Raw genomic sequence first — 16215 nt, forward strand, 5'->3', positions numbered from 1 at the left:
TGACCCACGGATATGCAAAGCCTAAGGACATCGAATCATGACCACGCCTGATACAAAACTCGATCGAAAGCTTGCCGCTATGCCTGACAACACGCTCGACCGCGAATCGATCCTGATCGACGCACGGCGCGAACTCGCGATGCCGTCGCGGCGCCTGTTCGGCAAGCGGCTTCTGACGCTCGGCGGCCTGTCGATGCTGACGGGTTGCTCGCTCACCGACAACGATTCTGTCAACGCGTTCCTGACGGCCGTGTCGCGCCTGAACGACCGCGCACAAGCCGCGCTGTTCGATCCAAAGCAACTCGCGCCAACCTACACGGAAGCGCAAATCACGCGGCCGTTTCCGTTCAATGCGTTCTACGGTATCGACGACGTCCCCGATGTCGACCCCTCCGACTACAAGCTGAAGATCAGCGGCCTCGTCACCGGTCAGCGCGTCTGGACCTTGCCCGAGTTGTACGCGCTGCCGCATGCCGAGCAGATCACGCGGCATATCTGCGTGGAAGGGTGGAGCGCGATCGGCCGCTGGGGCGGCACGCCGTTTGCCGATTTTCTGCGGCGCATCGGTGCGGACACGAGCGCGAAGTACGTCGGCTTCAAATGCGCCGACGACTACTACGAAAGCATCGACATGCCGACCGCGCTGCATCCGCAAACGCTGCTCACATTTTCGTACGACGGCGAACGCCTGCCCGCGAAATACGGCTTCCCGATGAAGCTGCGCATGCCGACCAAGCTCGGCTACAAGAATCCGAAACACATCGTCGAGATGTTCGTCACCAACACGTATCCCGGCGGCTATTGGGTCGACCAGGGCTACAACTGGTTCGGAGGCTCTTGACGCGCGCGGGTCGGCGCGTGCAATGCCGGACGCGCGACCCCGGGCGGCAGAAGCTTCGGAAGTACCCCGGCACAAGGTAGAAACCAGAAGCCGGGTCAGATTCATCCACCACAAAACGGAGTCATCCCATGAAAAAGTTCGCAATCGCAGCAATGGCCGTCGCCCTCCTGACCAGCGGCGGCGCCGCGTTCGCCCAGGCAAGTGGCGCAATGTCCAACGATGCGATGTCCAAGGACACGATGTCGAAGGATTCGATGTCCAAAGACACCATGTCGAAAGACAGCATGAAGAAGGACACGATGAAGCACGACAAGATGAAAAAGGGCAGCGACGCGATGGGCATGAAGCACGAAGCATCGGGCGCCATGGCCAACTGAGCGTTGCCGGCGATGCCGGTTGCATAGCTTGAGCGCCGGTGTTGCAGGTGAGCCCAAAGCCGGGGATACGTCCCCGGCTTTTCTGTTGCATGTACGCAAAAAAGTTACGATTCTTTCAGGCGACGCGGTGGGCGCTTACTGCATAATGCGATGCGCGCCGAACATTTGGCGTGTGTCAGCCGTGGCTCGATTTCCATCGATCTCCGCGGCGTTGTGGCCCCATTGGCCATCTATCGTCCTTCCGTTCCACCGACATGTCCGCCAGCCTCGCCCGTCAGACCGCATCGCCGATGCGGTGTCCGCCATCCCGTCAAAGGGTCTTCTGCGGGGGCGCAGCACCTCGAGCGGCATGGGCGGGTTGAACGTATGGCGCCGCAACTCCCCAGCCGCTTTTCGCGTGGTTTCCCGATCCGTTTGCCGCAGTCCCGTAATGGACAGATCGCGCTCGCGCTCGCCGTCGTTTATCTCGTGTGGGGCTCGACCTATCTGGCCGTGCACGTCGCGCTCGGTTCGTTTCCGCCCTTGCTGCTCTCGGGTCTGCGCAACCTGTTTGCCGGGATAGGGCTCTTCATCTTCGCGACGCGCCGCAATCCGGTCTGGCCGAGCGTGGGTGAAATCCGCAATGCCGGTATTGTCGGCACGATGCTGGTCGGCCTGTCGAGCGGCATGCTGGCCTACGGCATGCGTACCGTGGGCACCGGTACCGCTGCTGTGATGGTCGCGACCGTGCCGCTGTTCGCAACGGTGATCGCGGCGGTGGCGGGGCGCAAGATCGGCAGGGGCGAGTGGTTTGCGGTTGGCCTCGGGCTGGTGGGTATCGCGATCCTGAGCCACGGCGACAGTGCACCGGGATCGGCGGGCGGCAGCCTGGCGATCCTGTGCGGTGCGCTTTTCTGGGCCGGCGGCGCGCATCTGGCCGGGCGGCTGAAGCTGCCGTCGGACCTGTTTCTCTCGACGTCGCTGCAGATTGGCCTCGGCGGCGCGATGTCGACGATGGTCGCCCTTGTGACGGGCGAGAGGATGATGGAGGTGCATTTTCTGCCGGTGCTGGCCTTCGTCTACCTGATGCTGATCGGGACGATGACCGCCTACGTCGCGTACGGCTTTCTGATCCGCCATACGAGTCCGATCATCGCCAGTAGCTGCATGTACGTGAATCCGGTGGTGGCGGTGGCGCTCGGCGCGTTGTTGCTCGGCGAGCCGGTGACGCGCTCGACGGTCATCGCGACGATCGTGATTCTGGCCAGCGTGGGGCTGTCTTTCTGGTTCGATTACCGGAAGAAGGGGCTTGCTTAAGGAGGGCGGCGCGGCCACCTCCGTTCTCCACGGGCTCAGTGGCTCAGAGCGCCGCCGCCACCTCCGCACCCTCGCGAATCGCGCGTTTCGCATCCAGTTCGGTTGCCACCTTTGCACCGCCGATCACGTGATAGCGCGGGCCGTTCGCATCATTCGAGCCTTTAACGCTGTTCGCGCCGTTTGACCTGCCCGTAGTTCGTGCCGCCGTCTCCGGAACCAGGTCGCGCAACGATTCCTGCCCCGCACACACGACGATCGTGTCCACTTCGAGCCATTCTTCGACCCCTTCACGCGCGATCTTCAAACCGCGTTCGCTGATCTCCTGATACGACACGCCGCCGAGCATCTTCACGCCGTTTCTGGCCAGCGTCGCGCGATGCACCCAGCCGGAGGTCTTGCCGAGCCCCATGCCGAGCTTGCCGGCCTTACGCTGCAGCAACCAGATCTCACGGAATGGCTCTGCCGGCGCCGGCGGTTTCAAACCGCCGCGTTCCCGAACCGCAAGGTCGACACCCCATTCGTCGAGCCATGCATCGCGTGGCACGGGCAGAGGATCGCCGGAACGATGCAGCAAAAACTCGCTGACATCGAAGCCGATCCCACCCGCACCGATCACCGCCACGCGGCGTCCCACCGGTGCACCGCGCAATACATCCACGTAAGACAGCACGTTAGGCCCGTTAATACCGGCGATCGCGGGGCTCCGCGGCACGATGCCCGTGGCGATGATCACATCGTCGTAACCGCCTGCCGCGAGCAGGGCAGGATCGACGCGCGTATCGAGCCGCACGTCGACGCGATGCCGCTCCAACTGGCTCTGAAAATAGCGGATCGTTTCGCTGAACTCTTCCTTGCCCGGCACGCGCATCGCCAGATTGAACTGGCCGCCGATGGTTGCGCTTGCATCGAATAAGGTCACGCGGTGCCCGCGTGAGGCCGCAACGCTCGCCGCGGAAAGTCCCGCCGGACCCGCGCCGACTACCGCCACCGAGCGCGCGGCCTCTTGGCCTGCGATCGGCCGATAGACCAGCTCGGTCTCGCGTCCCGCACGTGGATTCACGAGGCAACTTGCGCGCTGGTTCTTGAACGTGTGATCGAGGCAGGCCTGATTGCAGGCGATACAGGTGTTGATTTCGTGCGCGCGTCCCGCGGCGGTCTTCAGCACGAACTCCGGGTCGGCGAGTAGCGGTCTTGCCATCGACACCAGATCGCCCGCTCCCTGAGCGAGCAGTTCTTCGGCGACCTCGGGCGTGTTGATGCGGTTCGACACGATCACCGGCACCTTGACCGCCGCCTTCAACCGCGCGCTCAACGCGGCGAATGCCGCACGCGGCACCGAGGTCACGATAGTCGGCACCCGCGCTTCGTGCCAGCCGATTCCCGTGTTGAACATCGTGACGCCGGCGGCTTCGAGTGCCTGGGCGACCTGCACGGTTTCTTCCCACGTGTTGCCGCCTTCGACCAGATCGATCAGCGAGAGCCGGTACACCACGATAAAGCGTTCGCCGCACGCCGCGCGTACGCGCTCGACAATCTCGCGCGCAAGCCGCATGCGGTTCTCGATGCTGCCGCCGTAGCGATCGGTACGCCGGTTCGTGCGTGGGCACAGGAACTGGTTGAGCAGATAGCCTTCGCTGCCCATGATTTCGATGCCGTCGTAACCCGCGCGCTGGGCAAGGCGCGCGCAGCGTGCATAATCGCGCACGGTCCGCTCGATGCCGGCTTCGGTGAGCGCGCGCGGTTTGAACTTCGAGATCGGCGACTTGAGCGCCGACGCTGACACGACAAAAGGCTGATACCCATAGCGGCCCGCATGCAGGATCTGCAACGCGATCTTGCCGCCTTCGGCATGCACGGCCTCGGTCAGCAAACGGTGATTGCGCAGATCGAATACCGAGTTCAGCGTGCCGCCGAAGGGCAGCAGCCAGCCTTGCCGGTTCGGCGAGATGCCGCCCGTGACGATCAGACCGACGCCGCCTTTCGCGCGCTCACGGAAATACGCGGCCAGTTTCGGGTAATTCCAGAAACGATCCTCCATGCCGGTATGCATCGAACCCATCACCACGCGATTGCGCAAACGGGTGAAGCCGAGGTCGAGTTCAGCGAGTAAGTGTGGGTAAGACATGCAGGGGACCGTGTGAGTATGGGTTGTGCGCGAACAATACACCGCGAAACGTGCCAACCCGCCGAGGAAAAATTCTAATCCGCGCAACTCGTTGCTCAGTAAGCCATTCGTCTGGTGCCAGAAGCCAATCGCCGTTTTGTTTATAGGTCTGACTATAAAAAAGCCCGCCGCGGTTTCCCGCGACGGGCTATGGAGATCCTGCATTGCAAGGCGCCGCGAGGCGCCCAGCAGCCGATTGGCTATCGCTGACTTACTTGGCTTGATCGGCCGAATTCGTGATGGCGTTGCCACCCTTCGAAATATCCTGCCCAACCCCCGCCATCGTGTTGCAACCCGCGAGCGCGGTCATCCCTGCAATAAGAAGCAAAGCGATTAGTCGATTCATGAGAGTTCTCCCTGTCGATAATGCATTGGTTGCCGTGCTCATGTTTTACGGCACGCGCTAGCCCGGCCAGCTTTCGTCTGACCGGGACTTACTCCAGTCGATCCGGTCTGATTGCATGTTAAACAAGACGGCGGTAGTGCTATCAACTGCGCTGCGATTCTATTGTAAGCGTGCTCCGGCGTTTGCGTCGTCGGCGTAGAGGTGCCGCCCCGCACAGGGCAACACTAATAAACCTCTAACCTTTTACCGTGGCTGCAAGCCTCAAATGATTCCAGGCCGCCAGTGCGGCAAAACCCACCCCAGCAACACTCACCCCAACCCACCCAAAGGCCGGCCAAACCGCAGCGCCGACCCCAGACCCGACAGCACCACCAATAAAATAAGCCACCATATAAACCGTATTCACGCGACTCCGCGCCTCAGGCTTCAACGCATAAATCCGCGATTGATTGGAAATCTGTGCAGCCTGCACACCGATATCGAGGATGATCACGCCGATCACCAACCCAGCAATACTCTTCGCCGACAAGGCAAAAACAACAAACGAAATCGCCACCAGCACAATCGACACTGTGATGATCGCCCGCGGTCCGCGTCGGTCGGAAAACTTGCCCGCGAGCGGCGCAGCCATCGCCCCCGCAGCACCGACGATCCCGAATAATCCAGCCGCCTGCGGCCCAAGATGAAAAGGCGCACCTGCCAGCAACAACGCCAGCACCGACCAGAAAATGCTGAACGCCGCGAACATCGCGGCCCCAGTCAACGAGGCTTCACGCAGCGCGCGATGCTCGACCACCAGGTGCCACATCGAGACCAGCAACTTGCCGTATGGCAGCGTCGACGTCGGCTTGCTCTTCGGCAGACGCATGATGATCACCGCCGCCAGCACCAGCAGCGCAACCACAGAAGCGCCGAACACGGCACGCCAGCCGAAATACTCGGCGACAATGCCCGCCGCAGTCCGTGCCAGCAAAATCCCCAGCAACAATCCACTCATCACCGTGCCAACGGCATGGCCACGCTGGGAAGCCGGCGCGAGTTCGGCCGCGAACGGCACCGCCTGTTGCGCGATGGTGGAGAGCACGCCAATCGCGAGACTCGCGACGATCAGCACCGACAGCGTCGGTGCCGTGGACGCCAGCACCAGTGCGACGCACATGCCCACGATCTGCAACAGGATCAGGAGGCGTCGATCGAAGCGGTCGCCGAGCGGCGCCAACAGCAGCATCCCGGCTGCGTAGCCGAGCTGCGTCACGGCCGGTACCGCTCCAACCCACGACGCGCTATTCGGAAACGACTGCCGGAAATTGTCGAGCAGCGGCTGGTTGTAATAGATGTTTGCGACTGCCACACCGGCGATCGTCGCGAGCAGAAGCAGCAAGCCGCGCAACGACCGGTCGGCGGAAGCGGGAGTGGAAGCGTCGGATGTGGACATGAGAGGGGGCTATCGACGGACCGGCCCATGCGCGATCCTCAAGCGTGCCGATCATACCGGAGCAGGAAGGATCGTGCTGACGGCCTCGCAGGCCTCGCAGACAAAATGAGATGGTCGTTCGGTTTTCGTTCGTAGAATCGGCGCGCGCAACACGATCCATTACGTGACCGATCTCATGAACACACCCTCGACACCCGAACCTCGACGCATCAGCGGCTGGCTGCTCGTCGCCTTGATCTGCCTCGCTGCGTGGGCGCTCTCTACCGCGGTTGCATTGCGCGATCCGCTCAAGCTGATGCTCGAATGGGAGCTGCTGGCGGTATTCGTGCGCCCTGAAACGCACGGCTGGTATCGCACCGTGATCGCGATGGTCGGTTGTGACGTGATCATCGGGGTGTTCATCGTCGCAGGCGCAGGTTGGCTCGCGTTGCTCGCGCGGCGCAAATCGGCGCGTTTTCCGGTGCAAGTGCAGGCGTGGCTGTTGGCCATCGTCGTCATGCGAACCATCGCCTACCTGCTCGGCGATCACATGACCCACACCATCGGCGTCGCCATTGCCATTCCCGTTGATGGCTTCATTCAGGCCGTCGTTGCTGCCGCGCTCGGGATACCGTATTTCAGGCTGTCCCGGCGCGTACGGCAAACTTTCGTCGTTGCCTGAACCGGCGAGGCGACACCGTTAATCGATCAATTCGCCTTCAGCCTCGTAAAACGGATACGGCCCATCCGCTGTATCGACATACGCATGATGCGTGACGATGCCTGTCGCCGGATCGTAGCGATGCAGCGCGTACGCGGGCGGCTCCATCACGAATGCGGAGGGCGCATCCTCGCGCAGATCGAGTCCGACCTGATGCGCGGGTGCCGGCACCGCGGACGCAATCGTGCCGCCAAAACGCACGAACATCGGCCGATGCACGTGGCCGCAGATCACCCGCTCCACGTTCGGATAACGCGCGATCAACGCGGCGAGCTTGTCGGCGGCAGCGGGATCGAGCCGCAATTCATCCATGTGCCCGATTCCGCAGACGAACGGCGGATGATGCAACGCGACCACCGTCGGCTTGCCTTGTGCCGCATCGAGTTGCGTCTCGAGCCAGGTGAGACGCGAATCGCATAGATTGCCGGCGCTTTCGCCCGGCACCATCGAATCGAGCGCTATTACGCGCAGCGGTCCGACATCGACCGCGTAGTGCACGAACTCGCCACCACTATGCAATTCGGCACGATCGGGAAACGCCGCGCGCAACGCAGCACGTTCGTCGTGATTGCCCACCATCAGGAAGTAGGGGATCTCGAGCGGCGCGAGCAATGTCTTGAGGTGTTCGTACTGTTCCGGATCGCCCTGATCGACGAGGTCGCCGGTCATGATCACAGCGGCTGGACGCGGCTCCAGCGCATTGAGCGCGGCGACAGTGCGCGCGAGATAGGCACCGGTGTCGACGCGGCGGTAAGCCAGCGCGCCGGGCCGTTTGATATGGAGGTCGCTAATTTGAGCCAGCAGCATGGGGATGTCCTTCGTTATGGCGCGCTAGAAACGCGGCGCTGTGTCGTTACGATAGCGCAATCAGCGCGTCCTGCGCGATCGAAATCCCGACCGGCGTGCCACGCGCGAGTTCGACGCGGCCCGCGACGTCGATCAGCAGCGCGTCCGGTGCGGCGCCACCGATCGTCAGACGGGTGCGCTCGCCGAGAAACGCCGTGCTTTCGATATTGCCGCGCAATTGGGCGCTGGCCGGGTCGGCGAGGTATGCGTCTTCGGGTCGGAAGAAAAATTCGTGTGCCGCGCTTGCCTGAGAAGGACCTGAGGGCAGCGGTACAGCGCCGCCGGTCGTCGTCAGCAGACCATCACGCCGTTCGCCCGCCAGCCGGTTGATCGTGCCGACGAATTGTGCGACCGTGCGATTCGCCGGACGGTAGTAGATGTCGCGCGGCGACCCGATCTGCTCGATGCGGCCTGCGCTCATCACGACGATGCGGTCGCCGAGCTCCATCGCTTCGGCCTGATCGTGGGTCACGTAGACGGTTGTGATGCCCAGTTCGCGCAGCAACGTATTCATCTCGCTGCGCAAGGTGTCGCGCAAACGCGCGTCGAGCGCGGTCAGCGGTTCGTCGAGCAGCAGCACGCGCGGTTGCACGGCGAGTGCGCGCGCCAAGGCAACACGCTGACGCTGGCCGCCCGAAAGCTGATCGATCGGTTTGTCCGCGTGCGCGGTGAGACGCATCATCGCGAGCAATTCGTCGACGCGTTGCCGTGCGGTTTCAGCCGGCATGCGCTTGATCTTCAGGCCGTAGCCGATGTTACCGCGCACGGTCAGATTCGGAAACAGCGCGTAGCTCTGGAACACCATGCCGACCTGACGTTTTTCGATCGGCAGGGCAGTGACGTCTTCGTCGCCGAACGCGATGCTGCCGCCGGCGTCAGGTGTCTCGAGGCCCGCGATCATGCGCAGCGTGGTGGTCTTGCCGCAACCGGACGGGCCGAGCAGCACCAGCGTCTCACCGGCGCCGATGTGCAGATCGAGCGGTTCGAGCACACGCGTGCCGCGAAACGTTTTCGCGCACTGTGTGAGCGTGATGGGAACGGAGTCGAGTTTCATGGCGTGGACGTCGGTGTAGGCTTTGAACGGGAGGCAGCGGTGCGTTGTTTGCCCGCGCTGCGCTGGCCGGTCGCATCGACGCCGAGCCATTGCATCGCGACGAGCAACGGCATCGTCATGATAAAAAACAGAATCGTGTAGGCGCTGCCGATTTCGATGCGTAACGACGCATAGGTGTCGGCGAGACCGACCGGCAGCGTTTTGGTGTCGGGCGTATGCAGCATCCAGGTGAGGTTGAATTCGCCGATCGAGAGCGTCAGCACCGCCAGCGCACCGGCGACGATTCCCGGCCGCGCATTCGGCAGCACGATCGTGATGAAACGTTGAAAGAAGCTCGCGCCGAGGCTCGCCGCGCCTTCTTCGAGTGTGCGCAGATCGCTGCTCGCGCACACTGCCGCAACCGCGCGCACCATGAACGGCAGCGTGAACACCACGTGCCCGACGACGATAAACGCGACGCTCATGCGAAACATCGTGAAGCCGCCGTAGACCACCAGCAGCGCGAGCGCGGAAGCGAGACCGGGCAGGGCGATCGGCAGCACCAGAAACTCTTCGATGATGCGCGAGAGCCGCGTCTTGCTGCGCGCCAGCACGTAGCCGGCGGGCACGCCGGTCAGCAGCGTGATCAGCAAGGTCATCGCTGCCACTTCGAGCGAGAGAAATACCGAGCCGTGATACTGCGTCCACACTTCGCCGAGCCAGCGCAGCGTGAGTCCGCTCGATACGCCTTTGAAGTAGTTCACCGTGAGCCCGGCCATGATCGACATCACGACCGGCACGATCAGAAACGCGCATAGCAGCAGCGTAACGAACCACTGTCCGGCTGCGAGCCACGTGCGTGATGTGGGCAACCCACGGCGCCGCGCACGCGGTTTTGCGGGCTGCTTGATTGGAGCAGTGATGGAATTCATCGAGGTCTTTTCATCGGGTTTGGACACGCCGCTCATGCGCTTGCCGCGACAGCGGAACCGCTCACGCTGCGAGCGAACGCCAGCACGGCCCATGTGACGATGCCGAGCACGATCGAGAGGCCCGCGGCCGTCACCATGTTCGCGTTCAGTGTGAACTCGGTGTAGATGGTCATCGGCAATACGTCGATGTCGGTGGCCAGGGTGAAGGCGGTGCCGAAGGCACCCATGGCGGTCGCGAAACATACCGCGCCGGCCGCGATCAAGCCCGGCGACAAGGCGGGCAACACGATGTCGCGCGTAATGCGCCACGGCGATGCGCCGAGCGAACGCGCGGCCTCTTCGAGCGAGGCATCGAGCTTGGTCGCCGACGCCATCACGGTGACGATCACGCGAGGGATCGAGAAGTACAGGTAGCCGAGAAAGAGGCCGCTCATCGAGTAAGCGAACACCCAGCGGTCGCCGGTGAGTTTCAGCGATAACGCACCGATCAAACCCTGGCGTCCCGCGAGCATGATCACCATGAAGCCGACCACGACGCCAGGGAATGCCAACGGAAACGTCAGCAGCGCGAGCAGTGTGCGCTTGAGTGGGAACTCACGGCGCGCCAGCAGCAAACCGGCGATCACCGAAAGCACAAGCGTCGTCGCCGTGACCGCTGCGGATAGCATAACCGTCGCGCCGAGGCTCGACATGTAGCGCGGATTCGTCAGCATCGCGCGATAGGTCGCGAACGCGTGGCCGTCGCCGCTGATCTGCGCGAGCGCGCCCATCGGCAACAGCCAGAACGCGATAAAAACCGCCAGCGCCGGCGCGATCAAGGCGATGCGCCAGCGCAGCGGGAACGTGACGTCGTTCAATGCATCACCTGTAGATAACGCTCGCCGAAGCTCGACTGCTTCTCGGCCATTTTGCCGAAGTCGACCGGTTTGGCGCGGGCATAGTCGCTTGCGGGCAGGAATTTGGCTGCGGTTTCCGGGGTCATTGCATTCGCGCGCACCGGACGCAGATAGGCGTCGGCCCACAGTTTCTGGCCTTCGTCCGACAGCACGAAATCGAGCACCTTCTTGCCGTTCGCTTCATGCGGCGCGCCCTTCACAAGACTCATCACGTACGGTACCGAGATCGTGCCTTCCTTCGGAATCACGAATTCGACGTTGGCGTGATCCTTGTACTTCGCGCGGTAGGCGTCGAAGTCGTAGTCGAGCAGGATCGGGATTTCGCCGGACATCACGCGCGCATAGGCGGTCTGCTTCGGCACGATCGGCGCGTTGGCCTTCAGCTTGCGGAACCAGTCGAGGCCCGGCTCGAAGTTATCGAGCGTGCCGCCGAGCGCCTGATTCACCGCGACCGCGCCTGCATAGCCGACAAACGCGCTCGACGGATCGAGGTAGCCGATCATGCCTTTGTACTCAGGCTTCAGGAGATCAGCCCACGAACGCGGGACCGGCTTGCCTTCGAGCGCGTCCTTGTTGACGAAAAAGCCCAGCGTGCCCGAGTGGATCGTGAACCAGTAGCCTTGCTGGTCCTTCATGTTGGCCGGAATGTCGTCCCAGTGCGCCGGCTTGTACGGCTGGATGACGCCTTTGTCTTTCGCCTGGAATGCCGACGACACGCCGAGATAGACCACGTCCGCAACCGGGCTCTTCTGCTCGGCCATCAGTTGTGCAATCGACTGGCCGGAGTTCTTGTTGTCGAACGGCACGCGGATGCCGGTCTTTTCCTGGATCGCCTTGATCTGGCTCGCCCAGTCGGCCCATTCGGGCGGGCAGTTGTAGCAGATCGCGGTTTCGTCGGCATGGGCTGCTTGCGGCGCGAGGGCGGCGAGCGCGGCGGTGACGATCATGCCTGCCGACAGCGCGGTGGCCGCGGTGCGGGCGAGACGGCGCCAGAGCGGTTTGATCGAAGAAGCGAAACGTGTTGAAGAGCGGATCACTGCGGGTCTCCTGGAGAGGACGAGAGCGGGTGGTTCGGGGTTCGAATTGGATGCTTACGCAAGCGACTGTGCAAACGGCCTTCAGGTCGCCGCCGAAGTTTCTGTGCGGTTCGAAATCGCCGCGATGGTGGCGCCCTCACGCAAGCTGTGCGGCAAGGTCAGCGTGGGCGACGTTTCCCCTAATGTTTCGTACGTGCCAGTTACTCGGGTCAGCAAACGCCGCCAGGCGGCGCAGCCGATTTCGCGATTCGGCGCGCAGATGCTTGCCAGCGGCGGCGACAGCAATTCGCCCATCGCGAGTCCGTCGAAGCCGAGAATCGACATGTCGTGCGGAATCTGCAGACGCGCACGGCGCAGGCCGCGCATCACGACCATGGCGAGCAGATCGTTGCTGCAGAAGAGGGCGGTTGGGCGGTTCGAGCCGCTGGTCAGATGGGCGAGCACGGACGGCGCCAGTTCGTCGGCGTTGAAATCGACTTCGAGCGCGGGCGCAGGGGTGAGGCCGGCCTGCTGCATCGCCTGCGCGTAGCCGAGATGCCGCTGGCGAGCGCGGTCCGAAGCGGCGAGTGTGCCCGCCAGCATCAGGATGCGGCGATGGCCGTGCGCAATCAGCATGCGTACGCCGTCGAACGCGGCGAGACGGTTGTCGACCGAGACCGACGGACGCCGCACGGTGTCGTTATGCATCAGCACGTAGAGCAGACCGGCGCGGTCGAGTTCGTCGAGTAGCGGATGCGTGTCGGCATCGGCGACGGTCAGGATCAGGCCTTCCACGCGATGCTCGCGCAGCGTTTCGATGGCGTGGCGTTCGCGGTCGGCATCGTATTGCGTGGTCATCAACATGAGCCGGTAGCCTTGCGCCGCGGCGAGCTCGTCGATGCCTTGCAGGCATTCGGCGAACACGGGGTTGGCGAGCGTCGGCAGGATCACGCCGATCAGGCGCGTGCGCTCGCCGCGCAACTGCCGGCCGAGCGGGCTGGGACGGAAGTTAAGGGCGTCGATGGATTGACGCACCTTATCGAGCGTGACCGGATTCACGGTGTGCGGCGCGTTGATCGCGCGCGAGACCGTGGCGATGGAGAAGCCCGCGTGGGCGGCGACGTCTTTGATCGTTGGGATCATGATTTCCGCGCGTTATGTAAACGTTTTCGTCAGCGGATTATCAGGAATGTTTGTGACTTGCGGATGACTCCAATTTTTGTGCCTGGCGGGAGAGGGTGAGGATGGGGCGCGGCTGGATTGCGGCGGTTTGGTGCGTCCGCCTGGCAATGGTAGAATTCGCGTCCAGCGTGGTTCTGACCCCTGCCGGGGTGATGAAATTGGTAAACATAGCGGACTTAAAATCCGCCGCCTCACGGCTTGTCGGTTCGAGTCCGATCCCCGGCACCAGGAAGTATTCCACCAGATTCCAGAAAATTCCTTGGACCCTCGATGCAGCAATGCTTCGAGGGTTTTTTGTTTCCTGGAGAAACCGCGGAGTTCCGTTGACCTCTGGGGGCATCTTGGTATAAAAAACGACGTCCTTGAAAAAAGCCCCCAGGAGGTCTTCATGCCCCTGAGTGACATTGCTGTGCGTAGCGCAGCCCCTCGTGAGAGGGTCTATCGCCTGACCGACGGTGGCGGGATGTATCTGGAGATTGCGCCGTCGGGAGGGAAATACTGGCGCCTGAAATACTGATTCGGTGGTAGAGAAAGACGCTTGGCGCTGGGCATCTACTCTGACGTATCGCTCGCAGCAGCGCGCAGGAAGCGAAGTGCGGCGCGTGAACAACTGGCGGCCGGGGTAGACCCAGGCGACGTCAAAAAGGCTGATAAGCGAGCCGCAAGACTCAACGCCAACAATTCATTCGAGGCCGTAGCCCGCGACTGGCTGGAGGAGCGCAAATCGGTCGTGCAGATTGGTCAGCACGAAAAGACGCTCGCCCGTCTGCAAAACGACGTATTCCCGTGGCTGGGCAAGCGTCCCATCACCGAGATCGACGCGCCCGAGATTCTGCTGGTGCTCAAGCGGATCGATAGGAGGGGGGCGCGATATTCAGCGCACCGGGTGCGCAGTGAAATCAGCCGCGTTTTCCGATATCCGATCAAGGAAGGCAAGGCAAAGAGCGATCCAGCAAAAGACCTGATCGGAGCGATTCCGCCTCCAATAGAAAAGCACTTTGCTGCGCTCACCGAACCCGCCAAGGTGGCGGAAATGCTCAGGGCTTTGACGGTTTCTCGGGGACGTTTCCCGTCCTCTGCGCGCTCAAGGTTGCGCCGATGCTGTTCGTGCGGCCAAGCGAGCTTCGTCGGGCCGAGTGGGCGCAATTCGACCTGGATAAGGGGGAGTGGCGCTATCTGGTGACAAAGACACGGACTCAGAATCTGGTGCCGCTTGCAACCCAGACAGTGGCTCTCTTGCGGGAGTTGCAAGCACTGACAGGCAAGGGGCGTTTTGTCTTTCCCGGCGCTCGTTCGACGTTGCATCCAATGAGCGAAGCGGCGATCAATGCTGCACTCAGACGACTGGGTTATGACACCCGAACGGAAATTACCGGCCACGGTTTTCGCGCGATGGCCCGTACCCTCCTGCACGAGGAACTGGAGCAGAAACCAGAGGTAATCGAGCATCAACTCGCACATGCAGTACCGGATAATCGTGGCTCGGCGTATAACTGGACCAAGTTCATCAGGGAGCGCCGGGTGATGATGCAGTTGTGGGCAGACTATCTAGACAAGCTGAATGCGGGCGCACGGATCATTCGGATTTGTGGCGTGGCAGGCTGAGTCGGAATCTGAGCGTCCGCTGGGGAGATACTTCGACCGGCTGCTATAAAGGGTCGAGCTGAGCAGGTTGTCATTCGGCTCTGTGCGGCCATTACGCGTCATTCGTACGAGCTGTAACCTGGACGTTCAGGCGGCCGCTTCGCACAGGAAGCTGCCGCCGACCTTGTGCGTGCCCGAAGGGCGCCTCAGGGTCGACCGGCGCCGGATGCAGATCGATGACAGGCAGGCCGCAACGCCAGTTTGGCATTCGCCCGCGTTTGGCCGTTGGCTGCCCTTCGTGAACGTCTTCTTTCGGGTACGCTGGAATCCCTGTGATTTCAAGTCTCACAGAGGCGCTCGGCATCGGCCTGGTGGGCTGCGATATGTATCATCGAAATTGGCCGCAACGTGTCGATTCGACAGCCCTTCGTTCGTCGTGGTCCTGAAGCACCATTCAACTCAGGAGAACGACGATGCGATTCATCATCACAGCCCAAGCGAGCGCAGACAATGAGGAGCCGGATGCCGGCGGCGGTTTGGACGAGGCCCTTCTCACGGCGTACATGAGGTTCAACGAAGAGATGCACAAGGCCGGTGTCCTGGTGGCTTCCGAAGGCTTGAACCCAGCAGCGCCCGGAGCGCGAATTGCGGTTAGCAAGGGGAAACGCTATATCGTCGATGGCCCGTTTGCAGAGTCCAAGGAACTGGTCGGTGGCTTTTACATCATCGAAGTTGGATCTCTTGAGGAGGCGATTTCCTGGGCATTGCGCGCGCCATCCGGTCTCGGCGCGGACGATGTACTGGAGGTGCGCCAACTCACCGGAGCGGGCGACGTCCCGCCAAATGTCCTCGACATCATCCGGGCAGCGGCACCGACCTGGAGCGAGTCGGTTTGGCAGGCGAAGAAGTGAGGGCCACATACGGAACCGCCGAGTTGCCATCCAGCCGGGCGCTCGAGCCGACGTCCGCAGGCGAACCTCCGTCTGCGGCTCAGCGTCAGCGTAGAGCGACCGCTTTTCGGCGGCCATACCCGCGGCGAACGACCGTCGGCTTCAGGTCGGCGGCGTTACGTTCGGCCTAGCCGATTCAGGCTGGACTCGGACAACTACGGACGTTGGCCCACGCCATCGAGTGCTCGGTCGAACGTTGGCTACTGCTCCGGACCGGACCATCGAGCAGATTTCGGCCGATCGGGTCATTGGCAACGTCGGCCGGCAAATGGTTAAACTAATGCCTCTGGACCCTTCGAACCTAACCTGGCTATGCCCCTGTCAGTTGAGTTGCAGTGCTTCATATCGCGTTCCGCCTGGTCGGCCAGGTTGACACAGGAACAGCTCGCTCGCGTCCAAAAAGATGCTTTTCAACGATCGTTTTCTGCCGGCGCCCTGGTCTGTCTTCGCGGAGCCCCTGCGGATCATTGGATCGGCGTGATCGAAGGGTTAGAGCGTGTTAGGAACTTGGAAGTACTGGCACCGCGTGAACGAGCATGAGCATTGCGAAGACCACGAAATGCAACCCGGCAAGCGTTTCGGGTAGACGTTCATAGTCACGTGCGAGACGGCGGAAA

14 protein-coding genes, 1 tRNA gene and 2 pseudogenes are annotated in these 16215 nt (G+C 62.3%); 7 read left to right on the forward strand and 10 right to left on the reverse strand.

Going from position 1 to position 16215, the window contains the following annotated elements; genetic code table 11:
- Window positions 1-37: 37 nt before the first annotated feature.
- The 3 genes from FSO04_RS07670 to FSO04_RS07680 all read left to right on the forward strand — a co-directional run bounded on the left by FSO04_RS07670 (window position 38) and on the right by FSO04_RS07680 (window position 2514).
- Complete coding sequence (locus FSO04_RS07670; protein ID WP_233464769.1) at window positions 38-841, forward strand: molybdopterin-dependent oxidoreductase; 804 nt, start codon at window positions 38-40, stop codon at window positions 839-841.
- 128 nt (window positions 842-969) lie between these two features.
- A complete protein-coding gene (locus FSO04_RS07675; RefSeq protein ID WP_154559096.1) occupies window positions 970-1218 on the forward strand; it encodes a pentapeptide MXKDX repeat protein in 249 nt (82 codons plus the stop codon).
- A gap of 366 nt (window positions 1219-1584) precedes the next feature.
- Window positions 1585-2514: an EamA family transporter gene (locus FSO04_RS07680; RefSeq protein WP_154559097.1), complete on the forward strand. Its 930-nt coding sequence runs from the start codon at window positions 1585-1587 to the stop codon at window positions 2512-2514.
- A gap of 43 nt (window positions 2515-2557) precedes the next feature.
- Here FSO04_RS07680 and FSO04_RS07685 read toward each other — a convergent pair whose 3' ends face one another.
- The 3 genes from FSO04_RS07685 to FSO04_RS07695 all read right to left on the reverse strand — a co-directional run bounded on the left by FSO04_RS07685 (window position 2558) and on the right by FSO04_RS07695 (window position 6459).
- Window positions 2558-4639 carry an NADPH-dependent 2,4-dienoyl-CoA reductase gene (locus FSO04_RS07685; protein WP_154559098.1) on the reverse strand — a complete coding sequence of 694 codons (2082 nt, stop codon included), beginning with the start codon at window positions 4637-4639 and terminating at the stop codon, window positions 2558-2560.
- A gap of 250 nt (window positions 4640-4889) precedes the next feature.
- A complete protein-coding gene (locus FSO04_RS07690; protein WP_154559099.1) occupies window positions 4890-5024 on the reverse strand; it encodes an entericidin A/B family lipoprotein in 135 nt (44 codons plus the stop codon).
- Window positions 5025-5259: 235 nt separating this feature from the next.
- Window positions 5260-6459, reverse strand: a complete 1200-nt coding sequence (locus FSO04_RS07695) for an MFS transporter (protein ID WP_154559100.1) — start codon at window positions 6457-6459, stop codon at window positions 5260-5262.
- Between the two features lie 175 nt (window positions 6460-6634).
- Between FSO04_RS07695 and FSO04_RS07700 the strand changes: the two genes are divergently transcribed.
- Window positions 6635-7120, forward strand: a complete 486-nt coding sequence (locus FSO04_RS07700; RefSeq protein ID WP_154559101.1) for a DUF2569 domain-containing protein — start codon at window positions 6635-6637, stop codon at window positions 7118-7120.
- Window positions 7121-7138: 18 nt separating this feature from the next.
- On the opposite strand, the gene FSO04_RS07705 is transcribed toward FSO04_RS07700, so the two are convergent.
- The 6 genes from FSO04_RS07705 to FSO04_RS07730 all read right to left on the reverse strand — a co-directional run bounded on the left by FSO04_RS07705 (window position 7139) and on the right by FSO04_RS07730 (window position 13025).
- Complete coding sequence (locus FSO04_RS07705; RefSeq protein ID WP_154559102.1) at window positions 7139-7966, reverse strand: phosphodiesterase; 828 nt, start codon at window positions 7964-7966, stop codon at window positions 7139-7141.
- Window positions 7967-8012: 46 nt separating this feature from the next.
- On the reverse strand, window positions 8013-9059 hold the full coding sequence (locus FSO04_RS07710) for an ABC transporter ATP-binding protein (RefSeq protein WP_154559103.1): 1047 nt from the start codon (window positions 9057-9059) through the stop codon (window positions 8013-8015).
- On the reverse strand, window positions 9056-9970 hold the full coding sequence (locus FSO04_RS07715) for an ABC transporter permease (RefSeq protein ID WP_154559104.1): 915 nt from the start codon (window positions 9968-9970) through the stop codon (window positions 9056-9058). Before FSO04_RS07715 ends, FSO04_RS07710 begins: the two co-directional genes overlap by 4 nt.
- Window positions 9971-10002: 32 nt before the next feature.
- Window positions 10003-10827, reverse strand: a complete 825-nt coding sequence (locus tag FSO04_RS07720) for an ABC transporter permease (protein ID WP_093647257.1) — start codon at window positions 10825-10827, stop codon at window positions 10003-10005.
- Window positions 10824-11903, reverse strand: a complete 1080-nt coding sequence (locus tag FSO04_RS07725) for an ABC transporter substrate-binding protein (protein WP_168435599.1) — start codon at window positions 11901-11903, stop codon at window positions 10824-10826. Before FSO04_RS07725 ends, FSO04_RS07720 begins: the two co-directional genes overlap by 4 nt.
- Before the next feature lie 81 nt (window positions 11904-11984).
- Window positions 11985-13025, reverse strand: a complete 1041-nt coding sequence (locus tag FSO04_RS07730; protein WP_154559105.1) for a LacI family DNA-binding transcriptional regulator — start codon at window positions 13023-13025, stop codon at window positions 11985-11987.
- Window positions 13026-13207: 182 nt separating this feature from the next.
- Between FSO04_RS07730 and FSO04_RS07735 the strand changes: the two genes are divergently transcribed.
- From FSO04_RS07735 to FSO04_RS07745, 3 genes and pseudogenes are all read left to right on the forward strand, one after another.
- Window positions 13208-13292, forward strand: a tRNA-Leu gene (locus FSO04_RS07735).
- A 160-nt stretch (window positions 13293-13452) separates the two neighbouring features.
- Window positions 13453-14669 (forward strand): annotated as a pseudogene (locus FSO04_RS07740) (tyrosine-type recombinase/integrase).
- Window positions 14670-15121: 452 nt separating this feature from the next.
- Window positions 15122-15559 (forward strand): YciI family protein, encoded by a 438-nt coding sequence (locus FSO04_RS07745; RefSeq protein WP_154559106.1) that lies wholly within the window; start codon window positions 15122-15124, stop codon window positions 15557-15559.
- Window positions 15560-16097: 538 nt separating this feature from the next.
- Here the strand turns inward: FSO04_RS07745 and FSO04_RS07750 are convergent.
- Window positions 16098-16215: pseudogene (locus FSO04_RS07750) on the reverse strand (IS5/IS1182 family transposase); the annotation flags it as partial.

The organism is Paraburkholderia madseniana, assembly GCF_009690905.1.
GTDB classification, from domain to species: Bacteria; Pseudomonadota; Gammaproteobacteria; order Burkholderiales; family Burkholderiaceae; genus Paraburkholderia; species Paraburkholderia madseniana.

Bases quoted from the DNA above. Each gene is read 5' to 3' on its own strand.
- FSO04_RS07670 (WP_233464769.1), top strand. From the start codon at position 38: ATGACCACGCCTGATACAAAACTCGATCGAAAGCTTGCCGCTATGCCT.
- FSO04_RS07675 (WP_154559096.1), top strand. From the start codon at position 970: ATGAAAAAGTTCGCAATCGCAGCAATGGCCGTCGCCCTCCTGACCAGC.
- FSO04_RS07680 (WP_154559097.1), top strand. From the start codon at position 1,585: ATGGCGCCGCAACTCCCCAGCCGCTTTTCGCGTGGTTTCCCGATCCGT.
- FSO04_RS07685 (WP_154559098.1), bottom strand. From the start codon at position 4,639: ATGTCTTACCCACACTTACTCGCTGAACTCGACCTCGGCTTCACCCGT.
- FSO04_RS07690 (WP_154559099.1), bottom strand. From the start codon at position 5,024: ATGAATCGACTAATCGCTTTGCTTCTTATTGCAGGGATGACCGCGCTC.
- FSO04_RS07695 (WP_154559100.1), bottom strand. From the start codon at position 6,459: ATGTCCACATCCGACGCTTCCACTCCCGCTTCCGCCGACCGGTCGTTG.
- FSO04_RS07700 (WP_154559101.1), top strand. From the start codon at position 6,635: ATGAACACACCCTCGACACCCGAACCTCGACGCATCAGCGGCTGGCTG.
- FSO04_RS07705 (WP_154559102.1), bottom strand. From the start codon at position 7,966: ATGCTGCTGGCTCAAATTAGCGACCTCCATATCAAACGGCCCGGCGCG.
- FSO04_RS07710 (WP_154559103.1), bottom strand. From the start codon at position 9,059: ATGAAACTCGACTCCGTTCCCATCACGCTCACACAGTGCGCGAAAACG.
- FSO04_RS07715 (WP_154559104.1), bottom strand. From the start codon at position 9,970: ATGAATTCCATCACTGCTCCAATCAAGCAGCCCGCAAAACCGCGTGCG.
- FSO04_RS07730 (WP_154559105.1), bottom strand. From the start codon at position 13,025: ATGATCCCAACGATCAAAGACGTCGCCGCCCACGCGGGCTTCTCCATC.
- FSO04_RS07745 (WP_154559106.1), top strand. From the start codon at position 15,122: ATGCGATTCATCATCACAGCCCAAGCGAGCGCAGACAATGAGGAGCCG.